The sequence below is a fragment of the Micromonospora sp. U21 genome, assembly GCF_018070045.1.
Classification (GTDB): domain Bacteria; phylum Actinomycetota; class Actinomycetes; order Mycobacteriales; family Micromonosporaceae; genus Micromonospora.
This window is the reverse complement of record NZ_JAGPYK010000051.1, coordinates 1-20,756: the sequence shown is the minus strand read 5'-3', so window position 1 is coordinate 20,756 and position 20,756 is coordinate 1. Positions and strand designations below refer to the sequence as shown.

Sequence of the window (20,756 nt, the reverse complement as noted above, 5' to 3'; positions counted from 1 at the left end):
AGGATCATCCCAGCCGTACATGTGCACCGAGGTGCTCGGTCACCTCCGCCTCGAGAGCGTTCTGCAGCACAGCGTGGGTGACCTGGCTGAGCAGTCCACCCGGACCGACCAGCGGCGCACCTTGGACCCGAGGCTGACTGTCGCGATGCGATATCAAGTGCTGTGTTATCGATGCCCGCCAAACTACAGTTGGGCGCATGGACACTCCAGGGTTGACGGATACGCCGATCAAGGTGGAGTTCTGCCGGCGGCCCGGCCTGCAAGATGTATCGCGGCCCGGTGCCGAAGTGACACGCCGGTCCGGCGAGGCGCTCGCCGAGGCAATGGGCATCGTCCGGCAGATGGCTGACAAGGTTCACCGCGCGGTAGGGTCCATGGTGCAGCCACCGTCGGAAGTAGAGCTGTCCTTTGGTATCAAGTTCGACTCGGAGGCTGGCGCACTCATCGCCAAAGCCAGCGTCGAGGCGGCGCTCAACGTGACGCTGCGCTGGGGCACCGGCGCTACGGAAGCCGCAGAGCCCCTGGTATGAGCTCCGGCGACCCGCGCGTCATCCTCCAGGACCTCCTGGAATTCACCGTCATGATCAGGCACCCGGGCACGGCAGCCGTCCTCGGCACGGGGGTATTGGTCAGCCCAGAGGGCATAATCGTTACCTGCGCCCACGTTCTGGCCAATCACCAATTGGACCCGGCACTGCCAGGCATCGAGGTACAGGTTTACCTCCCCGCCCGCGACGATCGACCCGCGCACGTCGACCGGGCACAAGTGATTTGGGCCGCTACCGACGGATACAGCGACGACCTGGTGTGCCTACGCACCGCCCGGCCCGTGCCTGTGCCGGCAGAAAAGGTCGCGGTGCTTGGTACGTCCGCGCGCTCGCGCGACCACCGTTTCCAGAGCTTCGGGTTTCGAGTGCTCGACCGCTACCCTGGCGGGCTGGCACAGGGCACCATCCTGGGTCGGGTCCTTCCCCCTGAGCAGGCCCGCGTTCATGCCGACCCGGTGCAACTGAAGTGCTCGGACATCAACGCCGGGATGAGCGGCGCGCCTGTGCTCGACCTGGAACGCAATCTCGTCGTAGGCGTCGTCGCGCAAACCTGGTATGCCGACCAATCTCTGAAGGATCGAGACACCGCCTGGGCAGTTGACGCCAAGGTTCTGCAGTTCACCGGCTTGGGCCTGCCGTTGCAGTTTGAGGCGCTGACGCTGCAGCACGCTGAGCGGCCAAACTACGACCGCACCCTCGTACGGCGCGCCGTTCCGGCACCCGGGCACCGACTGGAGGACGCGCCCATGCCGCTCGAGGACTGGGTCGGCCGGCAAGCGCAGTTGGACGAACTCGACGACGCCGCACACGAGGAGCGCCGGCTGGTGATCGCGCTCGTCGGACTCGGCGGCGAAGGCAAAAGCAGCCTGGCCAGGCGTTGGGTTGACGACTTGCTTGATCGCGACGGCGGTGTGGCTGGCGTCTTCTGGTGGAGCTGCACGGAGCGGGCGAACACCGAGGAGTTCCTGGACGCGGCAATCGAGTTCATGAGCGGCGGGCAGATCGACCCGGCCAAGGCCGCCGAGGGCGGCGGCCGACCCGCGGTGGCATTTGGCATGATGGCGAAACGCCGCTACCTGATCATCCTTGACGGGTTGGAGGTCATGCAGCATCAGCGTGGCGACAGGTATGCCGGCCTGGCCAGCGCTGAGCTGCGGGACTTCCTGCAGTATGCAGCCACTCCGGGCAGTCAATCGCTAGTCCTGCTGACATCCCGGCTGCCCGTGCTGGACCTGGCTGCCTACCTGACCTATCGGCAGGTCGTCGTCGGCGCGCTCAGCCGCGAGGAGGGGCGGCATTTGCTGCAACTACTCGGCGTCGTCGGGTCCGACGCGGCACTCGACCAGGTCGTCGATGACTGGGACGGACACGCGCTGACGCTCAGCCTCATCGGCACCTATCTCAAGCGGCGACACGGCGGCGACGTACGCCGAATCGCGACCTTGCCGCCGCCGCAGCCCAACGAGCTCCGCGACGCCCAAGTGCGCCGCATCCTGGCCGAGTACGACCAAGTCCTCAGCGCCGCGGAACGGATCGTGCTGCAGCGCATCAGCATCTTCCGCACTCCGGTCGAGCCCGACGCAGTGCGGGCAGTGCTACGCGGTGCCACCGACGTGCCCGACTGGGCCGCGTTGCAGTCGACCACCATGCGTTATCTGCTGATCTCGCGGATCGTACGCCGCGACAGTGCCGGCCGATACACCATGCACCCGCTGGTGCGCGACTTCTACGCCCGGCAGGCCGACGACGATGTGCAGCTACGGCGGCGGTTGCACGAACTGGTCAAAGAGCACTACCTGCGGAACACCGCGCAGTCACCAGCCGTGCCGGCCCTGGACGACTTGGTGCCGATCATTGAAGCGGTACACCACGCGGCGGCTTCCGGGGCGTACGACGAAGCCTGCGAGATCCTCTACGACCGGGTCTACCTCGGCGACCGCGGCCTGATCACACGCGAACTCAACGCTTACGAGACCGTTCTGTCGATCCTGCTAGATCTGTTCCCCGACCGCGACATGTGGGCGGAGCCGCTGGTCACCGACCGCGAGTCGCGTGCCTGGGTCCTGCACGAGGTCGCCACTTGCCTTCAGTTGCTGGGGCGACTGCGCGATGCCGCCGCAATGTTCCGTCGCGCCATTCCCGCCATGCGCGAGCTGAACGCACATCTCGACGCCGCCGTGGGCGTGCAGAACCTCGCGGAGCTGTTTCTGGAGCTCGGGGCGCTGCCCGCCTGCCGATCGCTGGTGGCCGAGGCCTTTTCCCTGGCGCCAGAGAACTCCGAGGACGAACTGGTGGCCGAAACGTTGCAGGGCGGCCTAGCCCACCTAGAGGGCCGCAGCGAGCAGGCCGATCACGCGTTCGCCAATGCGATCCGGATTGCCCGCGAGGTGACTCCGGTGCCTGCGCTATACAGCGCCAGCGGTGTCCGCTACGCCGAGCACCTGAGACGTTCGGGCCGCCTGGCCGAGGCGGAGCGGGTGCACCGGCTGAACCTCAAGATTTGCCAGGCCGCGAAATGGCGGGCTGACGTCGCCCATTGCCTAGTCGGGTTGGGGGATCTGGCGCTCGATCAATCCGACTTCAAGCAAGCCCGTGAGCGGCTCGACGAGGCGGTACGGATCGCAAAAGGCATCACCCGCCGCGACGTGCTCGTCGCCGCACTGCGGGCGCGCGGCGCGCTGGCCCTACGTATCGGGCAGCCGAAGGAGGCGCGCACGCACCTGGACCAGGCGCGTAGTCTTGCGGAACTGGGCGGCTACCGGTTGGCCGAGGTCGACACCCTGATCCAGCTCGGCCAACTGCATTACAGCGCCGGCGACACAGACATGGCTAGGGACGCACTTAACGAGGCCGAGCAGATCAGCATCGAGATCGGCTACCACTGGGGTTCGATTGATGCTGCCGTGGTGCGCTCCCGGCTAACAATCTGACCGGCGAACACGACGCCACCAACTGCGCCACAGCGACGGGGGACCGGGTTTCCCGGTACGCCCGCTGCGGCGCGCGGGCTCGAGCTCGGCGTGTGCCGCCAGCGCCGCCGCCACCTGATCCAGGACGTCGGGCGGCAGAGCGCCGTCGGTGGCAGTGATTCGCTTGCTGATCCGGCCGGTACCGTCCATACCCTGCATCTCCCATAGGCCCACAGCGTTCAGATCGCTTCGCCCGGTGGTATCTGCGGCCAAATGTAACAGCGCTGGCCGCGGCACCGGTGGTTGAAGGACCGCATCCTGCGGCAACGCGGCGTACAGAGCATCGCGGCGGTCGGGGCGGTGAGATCCTGGGCGGCATGACAGACCTCGACGCCAAGGCAGATCTTCATCGGTACCTGCGGGAGGCGCGCGAGGCGCTGCTCGGGAAGCTCGACGGGCTGTCGGAGTACGACGTACGGCGCCCGGTCGTGCCGACCGGGACGAACCTGCTCGGGCTGGTCAAGCACGTGGCCTTGGTGACCGCCGGGTATTTCGGCGAGGTGTTCGACCGTCCCTTTCCCGAACCCGTCGCAGGCCTAGACGAGGACGCCGAGCCGAACACGGACATGTGGGCCGCAGCCGACGAGTCCCGCGACGACATCATCGGCCTGTGGCACCGAGTCTGGGCACACGCGGACGCCACGATCGAGACGCTCCCGATCGACGCGTCCGGCTCGGTGCGGTGGTGGCAACACACGCCGGTGACGCTGCACCTCATTCTCGTGCATGTGCTCGCCGAGCTGAACCGGCACGCCGGGCACGCCGACATCGTGCGCGAACTGGTCGACGGCCAGGTCGGCTGGAGGCGGCCCGGCGACAACGTGGTCGAGGGCGACGAGGCGTGGTGGGCCGTCTACCGCGAGAGGCTGGAATCCACCGCGCGCGAGTTCGCCTGAGGGGTGCGGTCTTCGCGTAACCCGCGGATTCCGTCCAATTCGTCCGAGAAACCGTGTCATTCTGCCAGCGGCAGTCGAAGCCCGAAGCCAGGTCACATGCACGGATGTGCCGCGGTCCGCTCACCATGGTCGGCAGTGATGGGGCATCAAGCGGGATCGAGGTGGGATCCGACGACGCTGCTACAGCACAACCCGCCTGATGGCGGCGATCTGGCCTAACCAGTTGCTCAGCCGCGAGATCTTGACCACGTCGCCCGTTCTTGGCGCCTGGATGATCAATCCCTGCCCGATATGCATGCCGACGTGGCGGGGGTTGGCCATGGTGCCTTGACTTCCGGAGATGAAGACGAGGTCGCCGGGTAGCAGAAGTGTCGGGTCGGCCACCCTCTTGCCGGCGTTGACCTGGTCGGTGGTGACGCGCGGGATGGAGATGCCAGCGGCCCGATACGCCGATTGCATCAGCGAGGAGCAGTCGCATTGTTTGTCGGGGTCGCCGGAGTGCGGGTCGGTGCAGGTGCCGCCGAAGTGGTACGGCGTGCCGAGTTGTTTCACGGCCCAGGCGATGGCGGTCGCCACGGCGGGTGGTGTGTTGGCGGGTAACGCGAACCCGGCGGGGAGCGCGTCGAGGGCGTCGGTGGCGCAGTCGGCGAGGGTGCTGGTCATCTGCTCGACGAGCTGCAGGGCGTCGTCGGTCCACGTTGCGTAGGCCTCGGGGAAAGCGGAGACCTGGACGGCTTGTGCGGCCTGGGTGAGTGGCATCGTCTGCCAGCCTGGCACGGTCTGGAGCTTGTCGAAAAACGTGCCGGCTTGGTGGGCGGGCTTGGACAGTTGCGCGATGGTGCCCCAGCCTTGGCTGGGGCGTTGCTGGAAGACGCCGATGGAGTCGTGGTCGTTGCGGTCGCCGAGGAAGGGCAGGTTGCGCAGGCCGGATTCCTGCATAGCGGTGGCGACGGCGACGGTCCAGCCCCAGCGCGGTACCCCTTTGGCGACCCCGACGTCGATGATCGTGGCGGCGATGTCGAGTTGCTCGGTGTCCCATCGGCCGGGGCCGGGCGGCTGCCCCGAGGGGCGTAGGCCGGATGGGGCGGCGATGGCGCATCCTCCGGGGCCGCCGCCGGTGACGGAGGACAGCAGCAGGAGGGGCAGGCCGAAACAGGCGATGACGACGACAGTGACGACGCCGATGATGATCTTTGTCATGGTGATGACCTCTCGGGCAGCGAGAAAGGGCCGGTCTGCGTGCGGGTGTGCGGCTGGACGCCGCGTCGTGCGTTATAGAGGCGGTAGAGAAGGGGGAGCAGTGCGGCGTGGGTCTCGCGCAGGAGGCCGGTGATCAGGGTGCTGGCCGAGAACAGCGGGTGGCCCACGTCGACAGGGGTGGCGTAGCGCCAGTCCCAGTGGCTGGGCTCCAAGCTGGGCACGTACCAGAGGGGGTTGGCTACGTCGAGGAGCACGGCGCCGTTGACCTGTGGGGCGAGCAGGGTCATGGGTTGGCTGGCGCAGGCGGCCAGGCAGTGGCAGTCGGGGTTGGTGTAGATCGAGCGCGGTTGGCCGTGGTGGACCGGGCAGCGGCAGTCGCAGGCGCGCTCGCGGGCGTTGCGGTAGGTGCGGTGCATAAAAGTCTCCTCTGGTCGTGAAGCACGAAAAGGTCGTGGGCCGCCCGTGTGGGCGGCCCACCTTGAGCGGTCGGGTCAGTCGGTGGACGTGCCGAGGACGTTGGCGGCCTGGCGTAGCAGGTGCTCGATGACATGGCCGGCGTCGTGGACGTCGGCGCGGGTGTCGACCGTTGTGGCGTTGTCCCAGTCCCAGGTGCCGTTGGCCATGGCGGGGACGTGCCAGAGGTCGCCGCCCTGGTCGAGGAAGAGTGCGCGGTCCCACTGGTGGGCCAGCAATGTGATGGGTTGGGTGGCGCAGGTGATGGTGCAGGCGCAGCCGGGCTGGTTGTAGGTGGTGCGCGGCAGGCGGTGGTGGACGAGGCAGCGGCAGTCGCAGACCCTGCGCCACGGTGGCGTGTACGTCACGGGTTCCTCCGCAAGGGGTGAATGCGCGTACGCCTCGGTCGCCGCCGGCGTAGGGGCGGCTTCCGAGGCGTACGCGGTGGGTTGGGTGGTGTCAGGCCGTTATGGGTTCGACGGCGGGATGGTGGAGGTGCCGCGTGGTCCGAGGAGCAGGTCGTCCTGGATTTGGCGGGTTTCCTCGACGGTGAGCACGTAGGCGGGCAGCCGCGGTATGTGCTCGCGCCAGGCGCGGTAGAGGCGGTGGGTTCCGTCGATGAGTAGCGTGGCGGGCGGCTGTTTGTTGACGCTGATCTGCGCCACGATCAGGGGCTTGGTCAGGTCGGCTGTCATGGCGTAGGTCCGGTTGAGGGCGGTGCTGGTCGGGCCGATGACGCTGGTTGCCCACGCGTTGGGGTTGTCGAGATGGGCAAGGCCGTACGCGGCGGACCACGCCGGTACGTCCAGGGGCCGGGTGTCGCGGGGCGACGCTGTGATCAGCGCCTGCGCGGCGTCGATCGAGAACATCCACGGCCCGAAGTGGAACCACTGGGGTAGTCGGGGTCCGGTCACTGGTGGTTCTTCTTCGCGGTGACGCGGGTGTAGATCGCGACGCAGCGCAGGATCAGCTCGTGCGACGGCAAGGTCAGCAGCCGTTGCCGCTTGTCGTCGCGGAGCTGGTCCCAGATGAGGACGGTGACGCTGGCCGACCACAGGTCGACGAGGACACCGTCGATCTTGGCGTGCTGCCGGTTGGCGACGATGCGCCGCAGCGTGTCGATGAGCGTGGCATCTCCGGGTGGGTGCTTGGCGTCGTCGGGTCGTTGCGCTTCGGGCAGCAGGGTGGAGCAGTCCTCGCAGGTGGACTCGACACGCGGCGGGTCCTCGGTCTCCCACCGCTGGACGTCGGCGGCGGGCAGGCCGCACACGGACTGCTGGAGGTCGCGGGGGTGGCGGAGGTGGCGGAGGTGGCGGATCATCGGCGGGCCGTCTCGTCTGATCCGCGCCGCCTGGTGCTCGGCGGTGCCATGGGTGTGTCCGTTCCGTGCGGGTCGGGGCAGCGGTCGGTGGACCGCTGCCCCGACGGGTCGAGGTGCGGTCAGACCTTCAACAGGTCGAAGGCGGCCACCTTCAGCTCGCCTGCGTTGCCGGTGAGCACCCGGTTGGCGCGGACGAAGTCGTTCTTGGCGGGCTGGTAGTGGTCGAGGTACTCGGTGATGGCCTGGTATCCGGCCCACCGGCTGCCGGCGATGGCCTTCTGGGTGTCGGCCTCGCGGATCAGGTACTTCAGGGTGCCCAGGCGCTGCTTGGCGTTGTTGCGGGTCTGCTCGGACGCGTTGTCCTTGACCGGCCACACCTGTCCGACGACCTTCTCGAACTCGCGCATGGTCAGCTCGGTCTGGAGCATCTGCTCGGCGGCCTTCTCGAAGGTCTCCATGTACGTCCACATCAGGCCCAGCGCCTCGCGGGCCTGGCTGATCTGGGAGGTGACGTTGGAGGTGTGCCGGAACGTGTAGTGACCGACCGAGTGGGCGAAGGCCGCGCGCTGGGTGTTCGCGCAGACCACCCGGATCGGGCTGGCGTCCACCCGCAGCGCGGCGGTGCCGTCGTGGGAGGTCGTGCCGATCAGGTAGAGGTCCAGCCGGTCCACGCCGGCGATCTCCATCGCCGTAGGCAGCTTCATCGTGACGAACACGCTCTTGCCGCGGCGCAGGCTGCCGGCGGTCTCGAAGTGGGCGCCGCCCACCTGATCGACCAGGCGGTCGAGCATCTCGGCGCACTGCTCGTTCTGGACCACGGTGTAGTCGGTGCCGACGATGCCCAGGTACTCGGTATCCCCGGTGACGGGGTTGCGGCGCACCGTCATCCGCTTGTCGTCGGCGGGAATCTGCACCTCGACACCGTCGACGATGTCGACGCCGACCGTGCGGATGGTGCGCACCCCCCAGTCGCCGAGCCGGGCGGCGGCCATGATCTCCTCTGCCTTCATCGTGTCCTGGGTGACGGTGCCCAGTTGGTGCCAGGCCGACAGGCGGGCGCTGGCGAAGGCGGTCGTTCCGTCGGCGAACGTCTCGAGTTCGTGCGGCACGGGTTTCTCCTCTTCGATGTGCCGCGGGGGCCGAGCGCATGCGCTCGGCCCCCGCCATGGGTTGGGGATGCAGGACTGTTTGGCGCGGCCTTCGCCGGTCGTGATCGGACCGATGGGGCAGGCGAGCGCCATCGGTTCTTCGGTGACCTGGATGTGGTGACCGGTGGCGGCGGTGTGCAGGCAGCACGTGGTGACGGCGCTGGTGCCGATGCGGCGCCCGTCGAGGGTGGCGTTGATACCGCAGGCGATCTCGTGCGGCTTCAACGGATGGCCTGGCCTCTCGACGAGGTAGTGCAGAACCAGGTCGGACAGTGGTCGGACGTCGGGCATGAGGGTGCTCCAGTCACGTCGCTGCGGGTGTCCGAACGTTGGCCCGTCCCCGCGGCGTCATCGGCGTGTACCGGGTCAGGACTGCTCGGCGTCGTTGTCGTCCGGCCCGGGGTTGTCCGCGCTGGCGCTCGCGGCGAGGTCCTGGTCGGGTTGCACCGGGTAGGCGAAGGTCAGCGGCGCATCGGAAACCAGGGCGATCCGGCCGGCGGCGGCGGCCTTGGTGCAGTTGTTGCGCACCGCCCCGGAGCTGACCGCGCGGCCGAGCTGTCCACTGATGGCGGTGGCGATGTCCTGCGGGCTCATCGCCCGGCCCGGATTCGCGGCCAGGACGTCGAGGGTCAACTTCTCCAACTCGCCCCGGCCGAACGGCCGGCTGCCGTCGGCGTTGGCGCTCGCGTCGCTGCGACGGCCCACGCTCGCGGTGATGCCCGGCGAGCGTTGCGGCGTGCGACGGGGCAGGGCCACGACGTGGGTCTCGCCGTCCGACGCGACGACGTGCAGCGTGCCGTCCGGCCGGATCAGGGGCAGCACCGCCGCCGTGGCGCTCGGCGCGGTCGCCAGGCCGCGGATGACCTGGTAGCACACCGGGCAGCGGGCCGGCTGCGGGTTCGGGTCGACCTCGCTGGCCTTGGTCGGGCCCGGGATCCACCGTTGCGGCAGATCGGGCAGCCGGCGGGCGGCGTCGGCCTGCTCCATCGCGGTCAGCAGCCGCGAGGCGCTCGGGTGACTGATACCGCTCTCGCCCACGATGACGTCGAGGGTCGCGCCGCCGTCGCCGTAGTCGGCCAGGACACCCTTGATGGCCATGACCTTGCGGTCACCAGGGCGAGCGGGCTGCACGGCGGCGACCGTCGGTACCTGCTCGTCCTCGCCACTGGTGGCGTCGTCGTCGGGGTCGATCGCGTCGTCGCTGTCGATCTGGCTGCCCGGCTGGTCGGTCGTCTGGGTGACCGGCTGGTCGTCGGCGTCGTCGCTGCCATCGTCGGGTCGGTGGCCCCCGCCCTCGGCGCCGTGGGCCGTCTCGGTGGGCTGGTCGCCAATCTCCATGTCCGGCTGGTCGGCCGCGTTGTCGGAGTCCGGGTCGCCGATATCGATCTCGTCTACCGCGTTAACGGGCGTGACGGCGTTGGCGTTGGTCGGCGCGGCGAGGGCCCACCGGGTGGGGGTGCCCTCGGCCGGGTCGGCGCCGGTGTCCACCGCGACGATGACACCGACGTCGGCCAGAGATCTGATCGCCTTGTCGGCGGTCGAGCGAGCCTTGCCAGACTTGTCGGCCAACTCGTGGACGTTGCCCTGACCGAGGTCGGTCAGGGCGTCGAGGACGGCCTGCGTGGCAGGCGTCAGGGACAGGTGTTCCATCAGGGTTTCCCTCCTCGGGAATGGGGACGCCCGGCACGGTGGTGTGCCGGGCGGTGGTGCGCCGGGTCGCGGGCAGCGGTCAGCGCGGCAGGCGCGTGTCGTGGTGCCCTGCCGAGGGGATGCCGCCCAGGTGCGGCCCGGTGGTCGTGGCGGTGGGTGGTGCCGCGCCGGCCGCTCAGTGACCGGGGGTGGCCTCGTCGTCGGCGGCCTGCAGGATGTAGAGGCGGTCCTCGGTCGGATCCCGGTAGATCCCGGCGTCGGCGTGGGACAGCCACAGCGGATTGACGCTGCCGGGCGGGCGGAGCCTGGCGTCGGAGGTACCGACCCTGATGTGGGTGGCGTGTCCGGCGAGGTTCTGCCGGCGGCAGGAGTCGGTGTGCGGCAGGACGACCAGGACCGTGTCACCGGGTTTGACGTAGCGCCGCCGCACCGAGCGGCCCGGGTTCGCCTGCGCGTACGCGGCCCGGGCCTCGTCGCCGATGAGGGTGTCGATCCAGTTGCGGGCGTACCGATACTCGCGGACCAGCTCCCTGATGGTCTCCACCGGGCCGGCGACCGTGCTGGTGGAACCGTTCAGGTCGTCGTCGTTGATCAGGAGGGTGCGCAGTTGGTCCACCGCGAGCAGCAGCTCGGTGCGCAGGTGCCGCAGATTGGCGGCGGCTTCGGGCAGGTGCGCGGCGGCGGGGACGGGGTCGGCGGCGTGTTGGTCGAGGGTGCGGTCGGTCGTCGCGGTGATCCAGCGGCTGATCGTGTCGAGGTACGGCATGAGGTCCCCGGCTCAACTGGCGAGGTGGGCGAGTTCGGCGGGGTCGAGTTGGTTGGGGGTGCGGGTGCGCCAGGTGTCGGAGTGGCGCAGGTGCCACCAGCGCAGCAGGGACCGGCAGGCTGAGGCAAGGTCACCGCACGCGGGTAGCTGATACACCGCGGCGAGCGGGGCTTGGTGATGCGGCCGGGCGATGTAGGCGGTGGGCGTGCACCCGTGATCGGTCTCGGTGACCTCGCCGACGACGCGATCCGGGTAGGGGATGTCGAAGGCGCCGGCGGCCTCGGCGTCGGGCACCACCAGCCAGGTGCGCGGGTCGTTGCGCCGTAACGTCGCCACGCCGCGCGACGGGTCGCAGCGCCGAAGGAGCAGGTACCGCTCGTCGCCGTCGCCGATCGGCCGGTGGTTGCGCCAGGCGTGGTAGCAGGTGACGAGCGCGGCCCCGAGGACGGTGTGTCGTTCGCGGGCGACGAGCGCGTCGGCGAGAGTCTGGTGGTTGCCGGCGATGTGCAGGTCGGCGCGGGCGGCCAGCCCTTGCCGGGCCGACTGGGCGAGCACACCCACCCGGGCGAGGGCCTGATCGAGTCTGGTGGTGCTGTCGGTGAACTCGCGGGCGGTCTTGTGCAGGATGCGGGCGAGGTCGCCGAGGGGATCGAGGGTGGCGGTGTCGTGGCGCCAGAGGTGCTCGGGGAGGACGTCGTTGGTGTCGGCGGCGATGCGTCGTAGGGCGGGATCGGTCAGGAACACCGGGGATCTCCTTTGCCAGTGGGCGGGTTGTGGGCATGGCGAGGACCGGTCGCAGCGGGGCTGCGACCGGTCCTCGGTCTGGTCGGGCGATAGGCGGTTAGGCGATGGCGACGGCGCACAGTCGGGCGCTGGAGCGCAGGCTGCGCAGGTAGCGGCACGCTTCGTTGAGGAAGCGGAACCGGTCAGCGACGGAGTCACTGGCCGGGATGAGCAGTCGACCGTCGGTGGTGATCAGCGCGTCGCCGATCAGCGCGATGCGCCAGTGCAGCCCGACGTAGGTGGCTTCACCGGCTTGGTAGACGGACAGCTCGTACGGGTCGAAGGAGAGGGCGAGCATCGCCAGGACGCGGGGTTGCTGCTCGAAGCGGCGGCGGGCCTCGGCCAAGCTCACCTTGGTCGGGTCGGCGTGGTGCTGGGCGAGGTAGTCCTCGAAGGGGTGGGCCGCACGGGTTGTCGCGGCGATGTGGGTGTTCCAGGCACGCCAGCGCAGGGCGGCGTCGTTGGCGGCCCTGGCCGCGGTACCGGTCAGGTCGAGACGACCCTTGCGGCCTCCGGCGGCCATGGTGACCGCGCCGAAGCGGCGGGCGGCGTCGAGCAGGTAGTAGCCGAGGAAGCGGGTCAGCCAGCCGATGAGGCGGCGGTGGCGCACGTGGTAGCGGCGGGCCGGGGTGCCGTCGGCGTCCAGGAGGTCAGTGACCTTTTCCGAGGCGGCGAACCAGTCCGCGTCCTCGCCGGGGGCGAAGCAAACGGTGACGACCGGGACGTGAAGCGGCATTGACGTGGGCATGGCAGGGTGCCTCCTTCGGGCAGGCGTGGGCGTGCAGGGTTGGCGTCGTGGTGTCACCGGGTCGCGGGCGTCTGGCCGGGAAGCTGCCGTGCAAGGCGCGGGGCGTGGATCACGAGCCGACCGGGAGGTGGGCTGTGGGTGATCCCGCTGGCGCGGGTAGGTCCGGGGGGGACAGACGGGCGGCGGTGCGAGCAGAAGAAGAAGCTGCATCGTAGCGCCGCGACCTGACAGCACCGGCTCTGTCAGGATCACCGACCATGCCGCTGAGCTGCGTTGACAGGATGTCGTCGCGAGCCTGCCAGGGTTTGTCAGAGCACGAAGCCGTTCTCGTCGTAGTTCGGGTTGTCCGCCACGGGCTGGCCGTGGTCGCTGGGCAGCTCGGTGAGCCGAACTCGGCCGGTGGCGCCGCCAGGAAGCCAGACCGCTTCGGCGGGGTCCGTGGCGTGGGTGGCGGTCGCGAGGGGAATGTCGTGTCGGCCGGGCAGGAGCCGGTGCAGGTGTTCCTCACGGTGCGCGCTGCCGAGCCAGAACAGCACCGGGTAGCGGGGGCCGCCGCGGCGGGCCAGCTGGATGTACCGGTCGAGCTTGGCCACCACCCGACCCAGCGGCTCGGTGCCGGTGTCGGCCTCCAGGAAGAACCCCACCGTGGTGTCCGCGACGCTCCACAGGCCGTGCCCGTCGGCGGTGATGGTGCGGAACTGCTTGGTGGTCATCGTCTCGGACCACCACCGGTCCAGCCGCGCGTGCGGGTGCCAGCGGGCGTGCACGGTGAGCCGGACGAAGAACTCGTTGGCCGTGAGCAGGTGGGTCAGGTTCGGGTTGGCCGAGAGGCGGTCGACGCGCTGGCGGCTGGTGCGCACGGTGGGCTCGGGCCGGTGGTGAGCGGCGGCCTGGAACCGGTGCCCCTGGTGGCCGAGTGTCCAGTGCCAGGGATGGCTGCCGCCTCCGGCGCGGGCGAACCGGAACCGGTCCAGCAGGCCCAGGGCCGCCAGTTCACCGAGGCGGATCTGACAGGTACGGCGGGCGAGGAACAGCATGCGGTGGATCTGATCGGTGGTGAGGACCCGGTGGTCGTCGAGCAGCTGAAGCAGCTGACGGTCCCGGTTCGTGATGTGGGGATAGATGGCCAGCAGGCTGGCCGAGCGCGATTGCGGCATAGGTGGACACACCCCTTGGAGAGAGAGTCCCGTAGGGAGTCTGGATGAGTTGATCTCGATGTCGGTTCTGGCGTCGGGTGGGTTAGTGCAGGTCAGGCACCTGACAGGTCAGGTGTAGGGGGCGCGTGTGGGGTCTCGTGTCGCGGACACCCCCACACGAGCCCCCGGTGCCGCACCCAACCGAGCCTCCGAACGCGGGTCAGCGGTCGCGGTCGGTCATCCGCCGCTTCATCGCGGTACGGGCGAGTTGCTGCATCGGCGGCTCACCACCGGTGCGGCTGTGGGCGGCGGCGCACTCCTGCCGGATCGCGGTCGCCTCACCCACCGTCGGCGCCGGCGGGTTGGTCACGAAGGTGAACGCGGGTAGCTCCCGGTTGCCGACCAGCAGGCGGGCGGCGGCGGTGTAGACGTCGAGGTGGGCGAGGTCGTGTTCGTCCAGTTCGGGTTTGGTGTGTCGGGACAGGTCCCGCGCGTCGGCGGGGTCGACGGTGAAGAACAGCTTCGTGCGGGCGTTGGCCGACACCGCGGCGGCGATGTCGTGGGGCAGTTGCGCCAGGTCCTGGTGCGCCAGGACGAGCCCGAGGCGGAACCCGCGTGCCTCGGCGAGCATGTCCCCGACGTTGCCGGGCAGCGTGAGGAAGTTGTGGCACTCATCGATGTAGAGGTTGGCGTCTTTGCGCTGGTCTTCGGGGATGTTGGCGCGGGCGATGGCGGCCTGCCAGACCCGGGCGACGATCATCGAGCCGAGGATGCGGCTGGTCTCCTCGCCGAGGATGCCCTTGGGTAGCCGGCACAGCAGCACCCCGCCGTCGAGCACCCGGCCCATGTCGAACGATGAGTGGGCGTTGCCGATCACGCTTTTGACGAAGTCGCGCAGCAGGAAGGCCCGGAGTCGGGCGAGGACGGGTGCGATGACCTGGCCGCGGAACTGCTCGTTGATGCCGTCGTACCAGAGCCAGAACCCGCCGAGGCCGTCCGGGTCGTCCAGGCCGTGGGTGAACCGGGCCCGGAAGTCGCGGTCCTGTAACAGCGACGGGACCAGGCTCAGGGTTGGTTTGGCGTGGCGCATCAGGGTGAGGCAGGCGACGCGCATGGTGTCGTCCATGCGTGGGCCCCACTGTCCTTGGAAGATCTTGGCGAAGATGCCGACGAGGTTGTCTACGGCCAGGTGCGGGTCGCCGCCGTCATCGAGGGGGTTGAAGCAGCCGGGGTTTTCCTGGTCCGGGTCGATGATCACGATCTTCTTGGCGTAGGTGGCGGGCAGTCGGTCGAGGATGTCGGTGATCAGGTCCCCGCGTGGGTCGATGACCACGGTCCCGCGCCCGGCCTTGATGTCGCCGAGGATCATGTTCAGCAGCAGCGTGGACTTGCCGACGCCAGTCTTGCCGACGACGTGCACGTGCTGGCGGGCATCAGTGACAGCGAGGCCGATGCTGTGGTGGCCGATTTGTGAGCGGCCCAGCACCTTCACGCCCCGCCCGCCGGAGGGGACCTGCACGGGCGCCGGCACGGCCTTGGCCCGCGCCCGGTCCAGGCCCGGAACGGCGAGGTCTTGCGGCAGCGCGGCCAGGGCCGAGAGTTCCGGGACGGTGGCCAGGAACCCGTACCGCAGGCGCCGTGCGGCGATCGTGGCCACCGGCTGGGGCATCTTCATGCGCCGCAGCCGGTTGGGGCCGGTGTACGCCGCGGCGGCTGAGGCGATGGTGTGCCCGAGCCCGACGAGGCGTGAGCGGACCTGGGTGGCCCGTTGCGGGTCTGGTGGGGATGTGCCGGCGTCGGCCGCGACCGCGAACCGAACCGCGATCTCGTAGTGCGGCACCCGCACGGCCTTGTCCACGATGGTGCGGGCATCAACGGTGGCCACCGGGTCCCGCTCGGCCGGACGTACCCCCGGGGCATGGCCCGGGGTGTGGGCCCGCGACGCGCCGGGCGTGAACACGTCGAGGAACCACAGCAGGGGCTCGATAGCCAGCCGCACCGCCCCGGTGACGGCGCGGGTGGCCAGGTCAGGCCGCCCGTGGCCATTGTTGCTAGTGCTCGCCGCAGCCCTGCGGGCCGCGCGGACGCGGCGGGTGGATGCCGGGCGGGCGAGGATCTGCACACACGCGTGTTCGCGGTGGCGTACCTGTGCCCCGGCGGCGAGCAGCGCCCGCAGCGGGTCGGTGTCGTGCTCGCTGCGCAGCGGCAGCCCGTCGGTGTGCTGCGGCCAGTGCGCCCCACCCACCTCCTCGGCGACGGTACGCGGAATCGGCGGTGCGGCGTCGGCGGCGGTGAGGGTGGCCGCGGGCCAGGCTGCCCGGACGGCGGCCTCGACCGCGCCGCCCGGCACCGTGCCGGGCACCCAGACCCGGACAGTCAGGGACCGGCCGGTCCAGACGTACTCCCACCCGACGTGCGGGATGCCGAACAGACGCTGCTGCCACACCGACGGCGTCAGCACGCCGACCAGCATGGTCCAGAACGCCGCGGCAGCCTCGGCGGTGACCTCCGGCGGGGCGGCGACGGTCAGCCACCGTGCGCCGGTCTCGAACCGCTTGTGCCGCCAGACGAGCACCTGATCATGGCCGAAAACCGCGCCGACGATCGCGGCGGCGGCAAGGAAGCCGAGCCACGGCCGTCCGATGATCCAATGCCCGATGTCAGCGGGCCAGGTCGGGGTAGTCATCATTCGACCTCCCCGATCCCGGTTACCGCGATCCTGTGCTCCGCCGCCGACCCAACCGCGCGGAACGGGATCCGACTACGACCGGCGACGAGCAATCCCTCGCCGCGTGGCGCCGACAGCAGCAACCGCGACTCCCCGGCGGTCAGACCAAACGCCTCGGACACCGCGTCGATGCACTGCGTGCTCTGGCGCATCAGGACCTGAGTCGCGGCGTTGGACACCACGGCGAGGCCGAGGTCGGTCGACAGCACGTCGGCCGCGTCCTGGGTGATCACGCACAGGCCGGCGGACCGCTTCCGGGCTGCCTTGGCCATCCGGAACAGAAACCGGCTGCCTTCGCCGTCGCGCATCAGTAGCCAGGCTTCGTCCACCACGACGAGCTGCCTCCGCCGACGAGCGCCCGTGGCCGGGGTGTCGATGCCCGACCAGATCGAGTCGAGCGCCAACAGCGTGCCCACCGTGCGCAGCTCGTCGGGCAGATGCCGCAGTGACCACACCACCAGGTGCCCACGCGGGACCGTCGTGGTCGGCCCGTCAAACAGGTTGGCGAAGTTCCCGACCGTCCACGGAGCAAGCCGGGCGGCGAGCTGCCCGGCAACCGGGTCGTCGTCAGCGGCGAGCATGTCGGCGAGGTCCCGCAGCAGCGGCGCGGGCTTGGTCCAGGTGCCCGGGTCGCCGTTGATCCCGGCGCGGGCGTAGGTGGCGGTGATCGCCCGGTCCAGCGCAGCGCGCTCGCCGGGCGGCGGGGCCGCCCCGAGCATGACCGAGATCAGGGTGTGCAGGTACAGGCCGCGTCGGGTGAGGGTGTCGGCCCGGTTGTCGGCGGGCAGATCGAGGGGGTTGACCCTGACACCCGGTTGGCCGAGCTGCACGACCGTGCCGCCGACGTGCTCGGCCAGCGGCGTGTACTCGTCTTCGGGGTCGATGACGGACACGAGGGTGCCCTGGTAGAGGTTTCGTAAGACCTCCAGCTTGACGAAGTACGACTTACCCGCGCCGGAGCGGGCCAGGACGACCGAGTTGTGGTTGTCCTGCGCCCACCTGTTCCAGATCACGACCCCGTTGCTGGTCGTGTTGACCCCGTACAGCAGGCCCTCGGGCGCAGCGACGGTGCCGGGGGCCGGGGCGGCGAGGTCCGCCGAGGCGAGGGGAAACGCCGCCGCGAGGGCGGTGGTGTCGAGGATGCGGCGCATCCGCAGCGGGTCCACGCCGACCGGCAGGGTGGAGATCCAGCCCTGGTGGTGCCGGAACGTGGCCGGTTGCAGGTCCAGCAGCACGCTGGCGGCGGCGGACTTCACACCCGCGGTGACGGTTCGCAGCTCCTCGAGGGTACGGGCGTGGATGGTGACGTAGATGCCGGTGTCGAAGAGCTTCGCCGCGCCGCGGGCGACCCGTTCAGCGAGGTCGGCGGCGTCCGCTGCGGCCGCCTCGACCATGGGATCACCCAAGCGTCCCTGGTCGGCGTCGAGGCGGCGCGAGGATTCGAGGCGGGCGCGCTGGCGCTTGAGCATCGGCGCGGCCAGTTGCGGCGCCACCGGGTCCAGGTGCACCGCGACGTCGACCCGTGCGGGGTAGGACAGCAGCGGGTCGAGCCACGCGGGGCCGACCTCGGCCGGATAGCCGCACACCGCGTAGGTGGCGGCATATCCGTCGCCTACCTGCACGTGCCACGGCGTGAGCGACAACGCGGCGGGGGAGGGCATCCCCTCCCCGCCCGCGACACTCATCTTGGGCCTTTTCAACAGGTTCACGATGTGCTCCGCAGGGTGATCGGGGCGCCGGGTACCGCACGCGGGCCAGGCACCGGCGGGGAGAACGGATCGACCGCGCCGGCCAGCGCGGAGGCGACAGCCGGCCCGTCCAAAGCTGCGGCTTCGACACCGAGCCCGGACAGTGCGCGCACCGCGGCGTCGGCCCCGAACTCTCCGGTAACGACGGCGAGGACCTGGCGGCGCAGCGGATCGCGCTGGCTGTCGAGGTCGAGCAGGAACTCGGCGTAGTCGTCGGCGGCGGCCTGCAACGCCGGGTGCGACAGCCGCGGCGCGTGGTCGGCAGTCGCCTGCGCGTAGACGGTCAGGTCGTGCCGTTGCGCGGCCACGACGATCTGCGCCGGCCCGGTCAGGCTGTTGAGGAACCGGCCAAACCCCTCCAACAGCGCGCCCTGCTCACCGCCGGTGCGCAGGTGGATGTTCGTTGTGCCGCAGGCGATCAGGACCTTGCCGCTGCCCTCACTGGTCAGGACTCCGGTCGGGCTGAGCGCCGTGACCGGAGAACGCAGCGGCGCCGGAAGGCTCGGGTTGCCGGCCACGACCGCGACCGAGCTGGCCCGAGCTGAACCCGGGGCAAGCGTGCGTGGCCTGCCACTGAGCACGAACCCGTGCCGCAGCCACACATCCAGCGGCAGGCCGTCACGACGGCCGAGCGCCACCACGAACGCCACGGCGAACACGACCGCCCCGGCGACGATCCACGCCACCTGCGGCAGCAGATGCCCGACCGTGCGGTAGACACCGAACCCGACGAGGCCGGCACCGCCGACGATGCCCAGCTGCCGGAACGTCAGCCCGAACGCGATGCGGTCGGCCTCGTTGACGTTGGCCGGGACGACGGCGCGCGGGACGCCGTCCTCAATCGTCATCGCCCACCTCGCGAGGCGATGCGTCCGAGCCCGCCGAGCGGGAGACGGCGGGTGATGCCCTGGATGACCACTGCCCGCAGCAGAATCCCGCCGACGTTCGGCGACCCCTTGCCCATCGCGTAGCGGCGCATCATCCCGGGGATCTTGACCGTCATCCACAGCACCACCGCGACCAACAGCAGATTCAGCACGTCCGAGCCCGGCAGGCCGATCAGAACAGGAATGCTCGCGTCCGGGTCGGTGAGCAGTTGGATGCCGGTGGAGAACGCAATGGCCTGCAGCACCGCCGTGCCCAGGCAGCCCAGCAGGCTGCGCCACCACAATTCGGCGCCGGGTTGCGTCCACGGCAGGCAATAGCAGGCCAGCGCAACCGGGGCGAGCCCGGCCAAGATGACCAGCACCGCGACGCGGACGACCCAACCGGAGACGAGGGCGAACATCAGCCCGACGATCAGCAACCCGATGACCAGCGCGATGAGCGCGTTGGCCGGATCGACGAGGGCGGCGGCCATGTGGGTGCGGGCCATCGTGACCGCCTGCGTGGTCGGAGCCGCCGTGCCGACCATGGACACCGTCAACGCGTTCGCGACATCGATGAGCACCGCGCAGAGCGGGACCGCGAAGTTCGACAGGATGAACCCGACAACGAGGCGTGGCACAAGTTCCTTGACGCCGTATCGGACCTCGAACGAACTGCTGGTCATCGCCACGACGCCGGCGGTCACCAGCGCGAGGACGTAGCAGGCGTTGACGACCAGCGCGCTCTTCGCGGCAATGGTCTGCACCTGCGGCAATACAGTGACGTCCGGCGACAGGAACATCGACGACGTCAGATAGGCCAGGAGCCCGCCGAGCAGGTCTTGCAACCGCTCGGCGAGCCAATCCACCAGGCCATTCATCATCCAGTCGACCATGACCGATGCCCTCAGCCGCCGATGATGCCCTGCAGCACCTGCAGGATCACGGGGGAGAGCACCGCCAACGCGTAGCCGATCAACGCGGACTTGAAGTTGCCCTTCGCCTGCTCGACCTGGGCAGGGTCACCGCCAGCGGCCATGTAGCGGAGGCCACCGATGACCAGGAACATCGTCGCGACCAGCGCGATGATCCCCATGATCCACGTGGTGATCGAGGAGATGACGTCGTTGATGGTCTTGGGCGTCGGGGCCGGCGTGGGCGTGGGTGTGGCGGCGGCGAGGTCGGACAGAACTGACAGAGTTGCGTGCATTGCGACGCTCCACAGGACTTCTGCGGGGCCGCCGCGGTGGGGACCGGGGCGAGGCTTCGACGGGTCCGGTGGGGGCGCTCCTCCCTTGCTGTGAGCGAAGGGTTGCGGTGTCAGTACGCCGCGCCAGCCGTGCCGGGCCGTTGGCCTCGCCGGGTGAGGGTCCCCACCGGGCGGGCATGCCGTGGATGACATGCACCGCCCAGATCTCGGCTGTCAGGCCGATCGAACTCGCCTGGTGTCCGTCAAGACCTGACAAGATCAGTCAGCGACTCAGGTAGTCCCCCTGGGCCGCAACCAGGAAGAGCCACGACGGGCGACGTGCAACGCGCCACCCTCCGTCGTGGTTGTGCCCGCACATCTGTCACTGATGGGGCGGCGTTGGTGGATCGACTTGCAGGACACGTCCGGCTTTGTCGAAGAGCGGATGCCCAGGGCCTCTACTGACAGCGTTCGAAACTCGCTGCGATAACCTCCGCAGCTTCGCGAGTCTGTGTCGAGTGCGCCAAGAGCGCTTGAGCCGTCAGGACCAAGACCCGGTCCGAGTCGTACGGGATCGTCCAGTGCCCCTGCCACCACGGCTCTTCGT

The 20,756-nt window shown here is 69.7% G+C and carries 19 protein-coding genes; 3 read left to right on the top strand and 16 right to left on the bottom strand.

What is annotated here, in order from left to right; genetic code table 11:
* Nucleotides 1-197 precede the first annotated feature (197 nt).
* The 3 genes from KBX63_RS33325 (at nt 198) to KBX63_RS33315 (ending at nt 4,413) form a co-directional block, all read left to right on the top strand.
* Nucleotides 198-530: a CU044_2847 family protein gene (locus KBX63_RS33325; RefSeq protein ID WP_210918279.1), complete on the top strand. Its 333-nt coding sequence runs from the start codon at nt 198-200 to the stop codon at nt 528-530.
* Nucleotides 527-3,478: a tetratricopeptide repeat protein gene (locus tag KBX63_RS33320; RefSeq protein ID WP_210918278.1), complete on the top strand. Its 2,952-nt coding sequence runs from the start codon at nt 527-529 to the stop codon at nt 3,476-3,478. The genes KBX63_RS33325 and KBX63_RS33320 overlap by 4 nt, the downstream gene beginning before the upstream one ends.
* A 356-nt stretch (nt 3,479-3,834) precedes the next feature.
* Nucleotides 3,835-4,413, top strand: a complete 579-nt coding sequence (locus tag KBX63_RS33315) for a DinB family protein (RefSeq protein WP_210918277.1) — start codon at nt 3,835-3,837, stop codon at nt 4,411-4,413.
* Nucleotides 4,414-4,593: 180 nt separating this feature from the next.
* Here the strand turns inward: KBX63_RS33315 and KBX63_RS33310 are convergent, their stop codons facing one another.
* The 16 genes from KBX63_RS33310 to KBX63_RS33235 all read right to left on the bottom strand — a co-directional run bounded on the left by KBX63_RS33310 (nt 4,594) and on the right by KBX63_RS33235 (nt 20,170).
* A complete protein-coding gene (locus KBX63_RS33310) occupies nt 4,594-5,613 on the bottom strand; it encodes a C40 family peptidase (RefSeq protein WP_210918276.1) in 1,020 nt (339 codons plus the stop codon).
* Nucleotides 5,610-6,029, bottom strand: coding sequence for a hypothetical protein (locus KBX63_RS33305; RefSeq protein ID WP_210918275.1), 420 nt, complete (start codon nt 6,027-6,029; stop codon nt 5,610-5,612). Before KBX63_RS33305 ends, KBX63_RS33310 begins: the two co-directional genes overlap by 4 nt.
* Nucleotides 6,030-6,104: 75 nt before the next feature.
* Complete coding sequence (locus KBX63_RS33300; RefSeq protein ID WP_210918274.1) at nt 6,105-6,434, bottom strand: hypothetical protein; 330 nt, start codon at nt 6,432-6,434, stop codon at nt 6,105-6,107.
* A 99-nt stretch (nt 6,435-6,533) separates the two neighbouring features.
* Complete coding sequence (locus tag KBX63_RS33295) at nt 6,534-6,980, bottom strand: hypothetical protein (RefSeq protein ID WP_210918272.1); 447 nt, start codon at nt 6,978-6,980, stop codon at nt 6,534-6,536.
* On the bottom strand, nt 6,977-7,387 hold the full coding sequence (locus KBX63_RS33290) for a hypothetical protein (protein ID WP_210918271.1): 411 nt from the start codon (nt 7,385-7,387) through the stop codon (nt 6,977-6,979). The genes KBX63_RS33295 and KBX63_RS33290 overlap by 4 nt, the downstream gene beginning before the upstream one ends.
* Before the next feature lie 119 nt (nt 7,388-7,506).
* On the bottom strand, nt 7,507-8,496 hold the full coding sequence (locus KBX63_RS33285; RefSeq protein ID WP_210918291.1) for a DUF932 domain-containing protein: 990 nt from the start codon (nt 8,494-8,496) through the stop codon (nt 7,507-7,509).
* 405 nt (nt 8,497-8,901) lie between these two features.
* On the bottom strand, nt 8,902-10,185 hold the full coding sequence (locus tag KBX63_RS33280; RefSeq protein ID WP_210918270.1) for a MarR family transcriptional regulator: 1,284 nt from the start codon (nt 10,183-10,185) through the stop codon (nt 8,902-8,904).
* 175 nt (nt 10,186-10,360) lie between these two features.
* Complete coding sequence (locus KBX63_RS33275; RefSeq protein WP_210918269.1) at nt 10,361-10,951, bottom strand: hypothetical protein; 591 nt, start codon at nt 10,949-10,951, stop codon at nt 10,361-10,363.
* A gap of 12 nt (nt 10,952-10,963) precedes the next feature.
* Entirely contained in the window at nt 10,964-11,695 is a 732-nt protein-coding gene (locus tag KBX63_RS33270; RefSeq protein ID WP_210918268.1) for a hypothetical protein, read from the bottom strand.
* A 97-nt stretch (nt 11,696-11,792) separates the two neighbouring features.
* Entirely contained in the window at nt 11,793-12,482 is a 690-nt protein-coding gene (locus KBX63_RS33265) for a hypothetical protein (protein WP_210918267.1), read from the bottom strand.
* A 308-nt stretch (nt 12,483-12,790) separates the two neighbouring features.
* Complete coding sequence (locus KBX63_RS33260; RefSeq protein WP_210918266.1) at nt 12,791-13,639, bottom strand: replication-relaxation family protein; 849 nt, start codon at nt 13,637-13,639, stop codon at nt 12,791-12,793.
* Nucleotides 13,640-13,838: 199 nt separating this feature from the next.
* Nucleotides 13,839-16,304 carry a type IV secretory system conjugative DNA transfer family protein gene (locus tag KBX63_RS33255; RefSeq protein ID WP_247663849.1) on the bottom strand — a complete coding sequence of 822 codons (2,466 nt, stop codon included), beginning with the start codon at nt 16,302-16,304 and terminating at the stop codon, nt 13,839-13,841.
* A complete protein-coding gene (locus tag KBX63_RS33250; protein WP_247663848.1) occupies nt 16,304-18,031 on the bottom strand; it encodes a VirB4 family type IV secretion system protein in 1,728 nt (575 codons plus the stop codon). The genes KBX63_RS33255 and KBX63_RS33250 overlap by 1 nt, the downstream gene beginning before the upstream one ends.
* A 20-nt stretch (nt 18,032-18,051) precedes the next feature.
* Complete coding sequence (locus KBX63_RS33245) at nt 18,052-18,942, bottom strand: PrgI family protein (protein ID WP_210918264.1); 891 nt, start codon at nt 18,940-18,942, stop codon at nt 18,052-18,054.
* Complete coding sequence (locus KBX63_RS33240; protein WP_210918263.1) at nt 18,939-19,856, bottom strand: hypothetical protein; 918 nt, start codon at nt 19,854-19,856, stop codon at nt 18,939-18,941. Before KBX63_RS33240 ends, KBX63_RS33245 begins: the two co-directional genes overlap by 4 nt.
* A gap of 11 nt (nt 19,857-19,867) precedes the next feature.
* A complete protein-coding gene (locus KBX63_RS33235) occupies nt 19,868-20,170 on the bottom strand; it encodes a pilin (protein WP_210918262.1) in 303 nt (100 codons plus the stop codon).
* Between the last annotated feature and the right edge of the window lie 586 nt (nt 20,171-20,756).

What these genes read in the sequence shown, in the direction of transcription:
- KBX63_RS33325 (WP_210918279.1), top strand. Translation starts at nt 198, where the DNA reads ATGGACACTCCAGGGTTGACGGATACGCCGATCAAGGTGGAGTTCTGC.
- KBX63_RS33320 (WP_210918278.1), top strand. Translation starts at nt 527, where the DNA reads ATGAGCTCCGGCGACCCGCGCGTCATCCTCCAGGACCTCCTGGAATTC.
- KBX63_RS33315 (WP_210918277.1), top strand. Translation starts at nt 3,835, where the DNA reads ATGACAGACCTCGACGCCAAGGCAGATCTTCATCGGTACCTGCGGGAG.
- KBX63_RS33310 (WP_210918276.1), bottom strand. Translation starts at nt 5,613, where the DNA reads ATGACAAAGATCATCATCGGCGTCGTCACTGTCGTCGTCATCGCCTGT.
- KBX63_RS33305 (WP_210918275.1), bottom strand. Translation starts at nt 6,029, where the DNA reads ATGCACCGCACCTACCGCAACGCCCGCGAGCGCGCCTGCGACTGCCGC.
- KBX63_RS33290 (WP_210918271.1), bottom strand. Translation starts at nt 7,387, where the DNA reads ATGATCCGCCACCTCCGCCACCTCCGCCACCCCCGCGACCTCCAGCAG.
- KBX63_RS33280 (WP_210918270.1), bottom strand. Translation starts at nt 10,185, where the DNA reads ATGGAACACCTGTCCCTGACGCCTGCCACGCAGGCCGTCCTCGACGCC.
- KBX63_RS33275 (WP_210918269.1), bottom strand. Translation starts at nt 10,951, where the DNA reads ATGCCGTACCTCGACACGATCAGCCGCTGGATCACCGCGACGACCGAC.
- KBX63_RS33265 (WP_210918267.1), bottom strand. Translation starts at nt 12,482, where the DNA reads ATGCCCACGTCAATGCCGCTTCACGTCCCGGTCGTCACCGTTTGCTTC.
- KBX63_RS33260 (WP_210918266.1), bottom strand. Translation starts at nt 13,639, where the DNA reads ATGCCGCAATCGCGCTCGGCCAGCCTGCTGGCCATCTATCCCCACATC.
- KBX63_RS33255 (WP_247663849.1), bottom strand. Translation starts at nt 16,304, where the DNA reads ATGACTACCCCGACCTGGCCCGCTGACATCGGGCATTGGATCATCGGA.
- KBX63_RS33250 (WP_247663848.1), bottom strand. Translation starts at nt 18,031, where the DNA reads ATGAGTGTCGCGGGCGGGGAGGGGATGCCCTCCCCCGCCGCGTTGTCG.
- KBX63_RS33245 (WP_210918264.1), bottom strand. Translation starts at nt 18,942, where the DNA reads ATGACGATTGAGGACGGCGTCCCGCGCGCCGTCGTCCCGGCCAACGTC.
- KBX63_RS33240 (WP_210918263.1), bottom strand. Translation starts at nt 19,856, where the DNA reads ATGGTCGACTGGATGATGAATGGCCTGGTGGATTGGCTCGCCGAGCGG.
- KBX63_RS33235 (WP_210918262.1), bottom strand. Translation starts at nt 20,170, where the DNA reads ATGCACGCAACTCTGTCAGTTCTGTCCGACCTCGCCGCCGCCACACCC.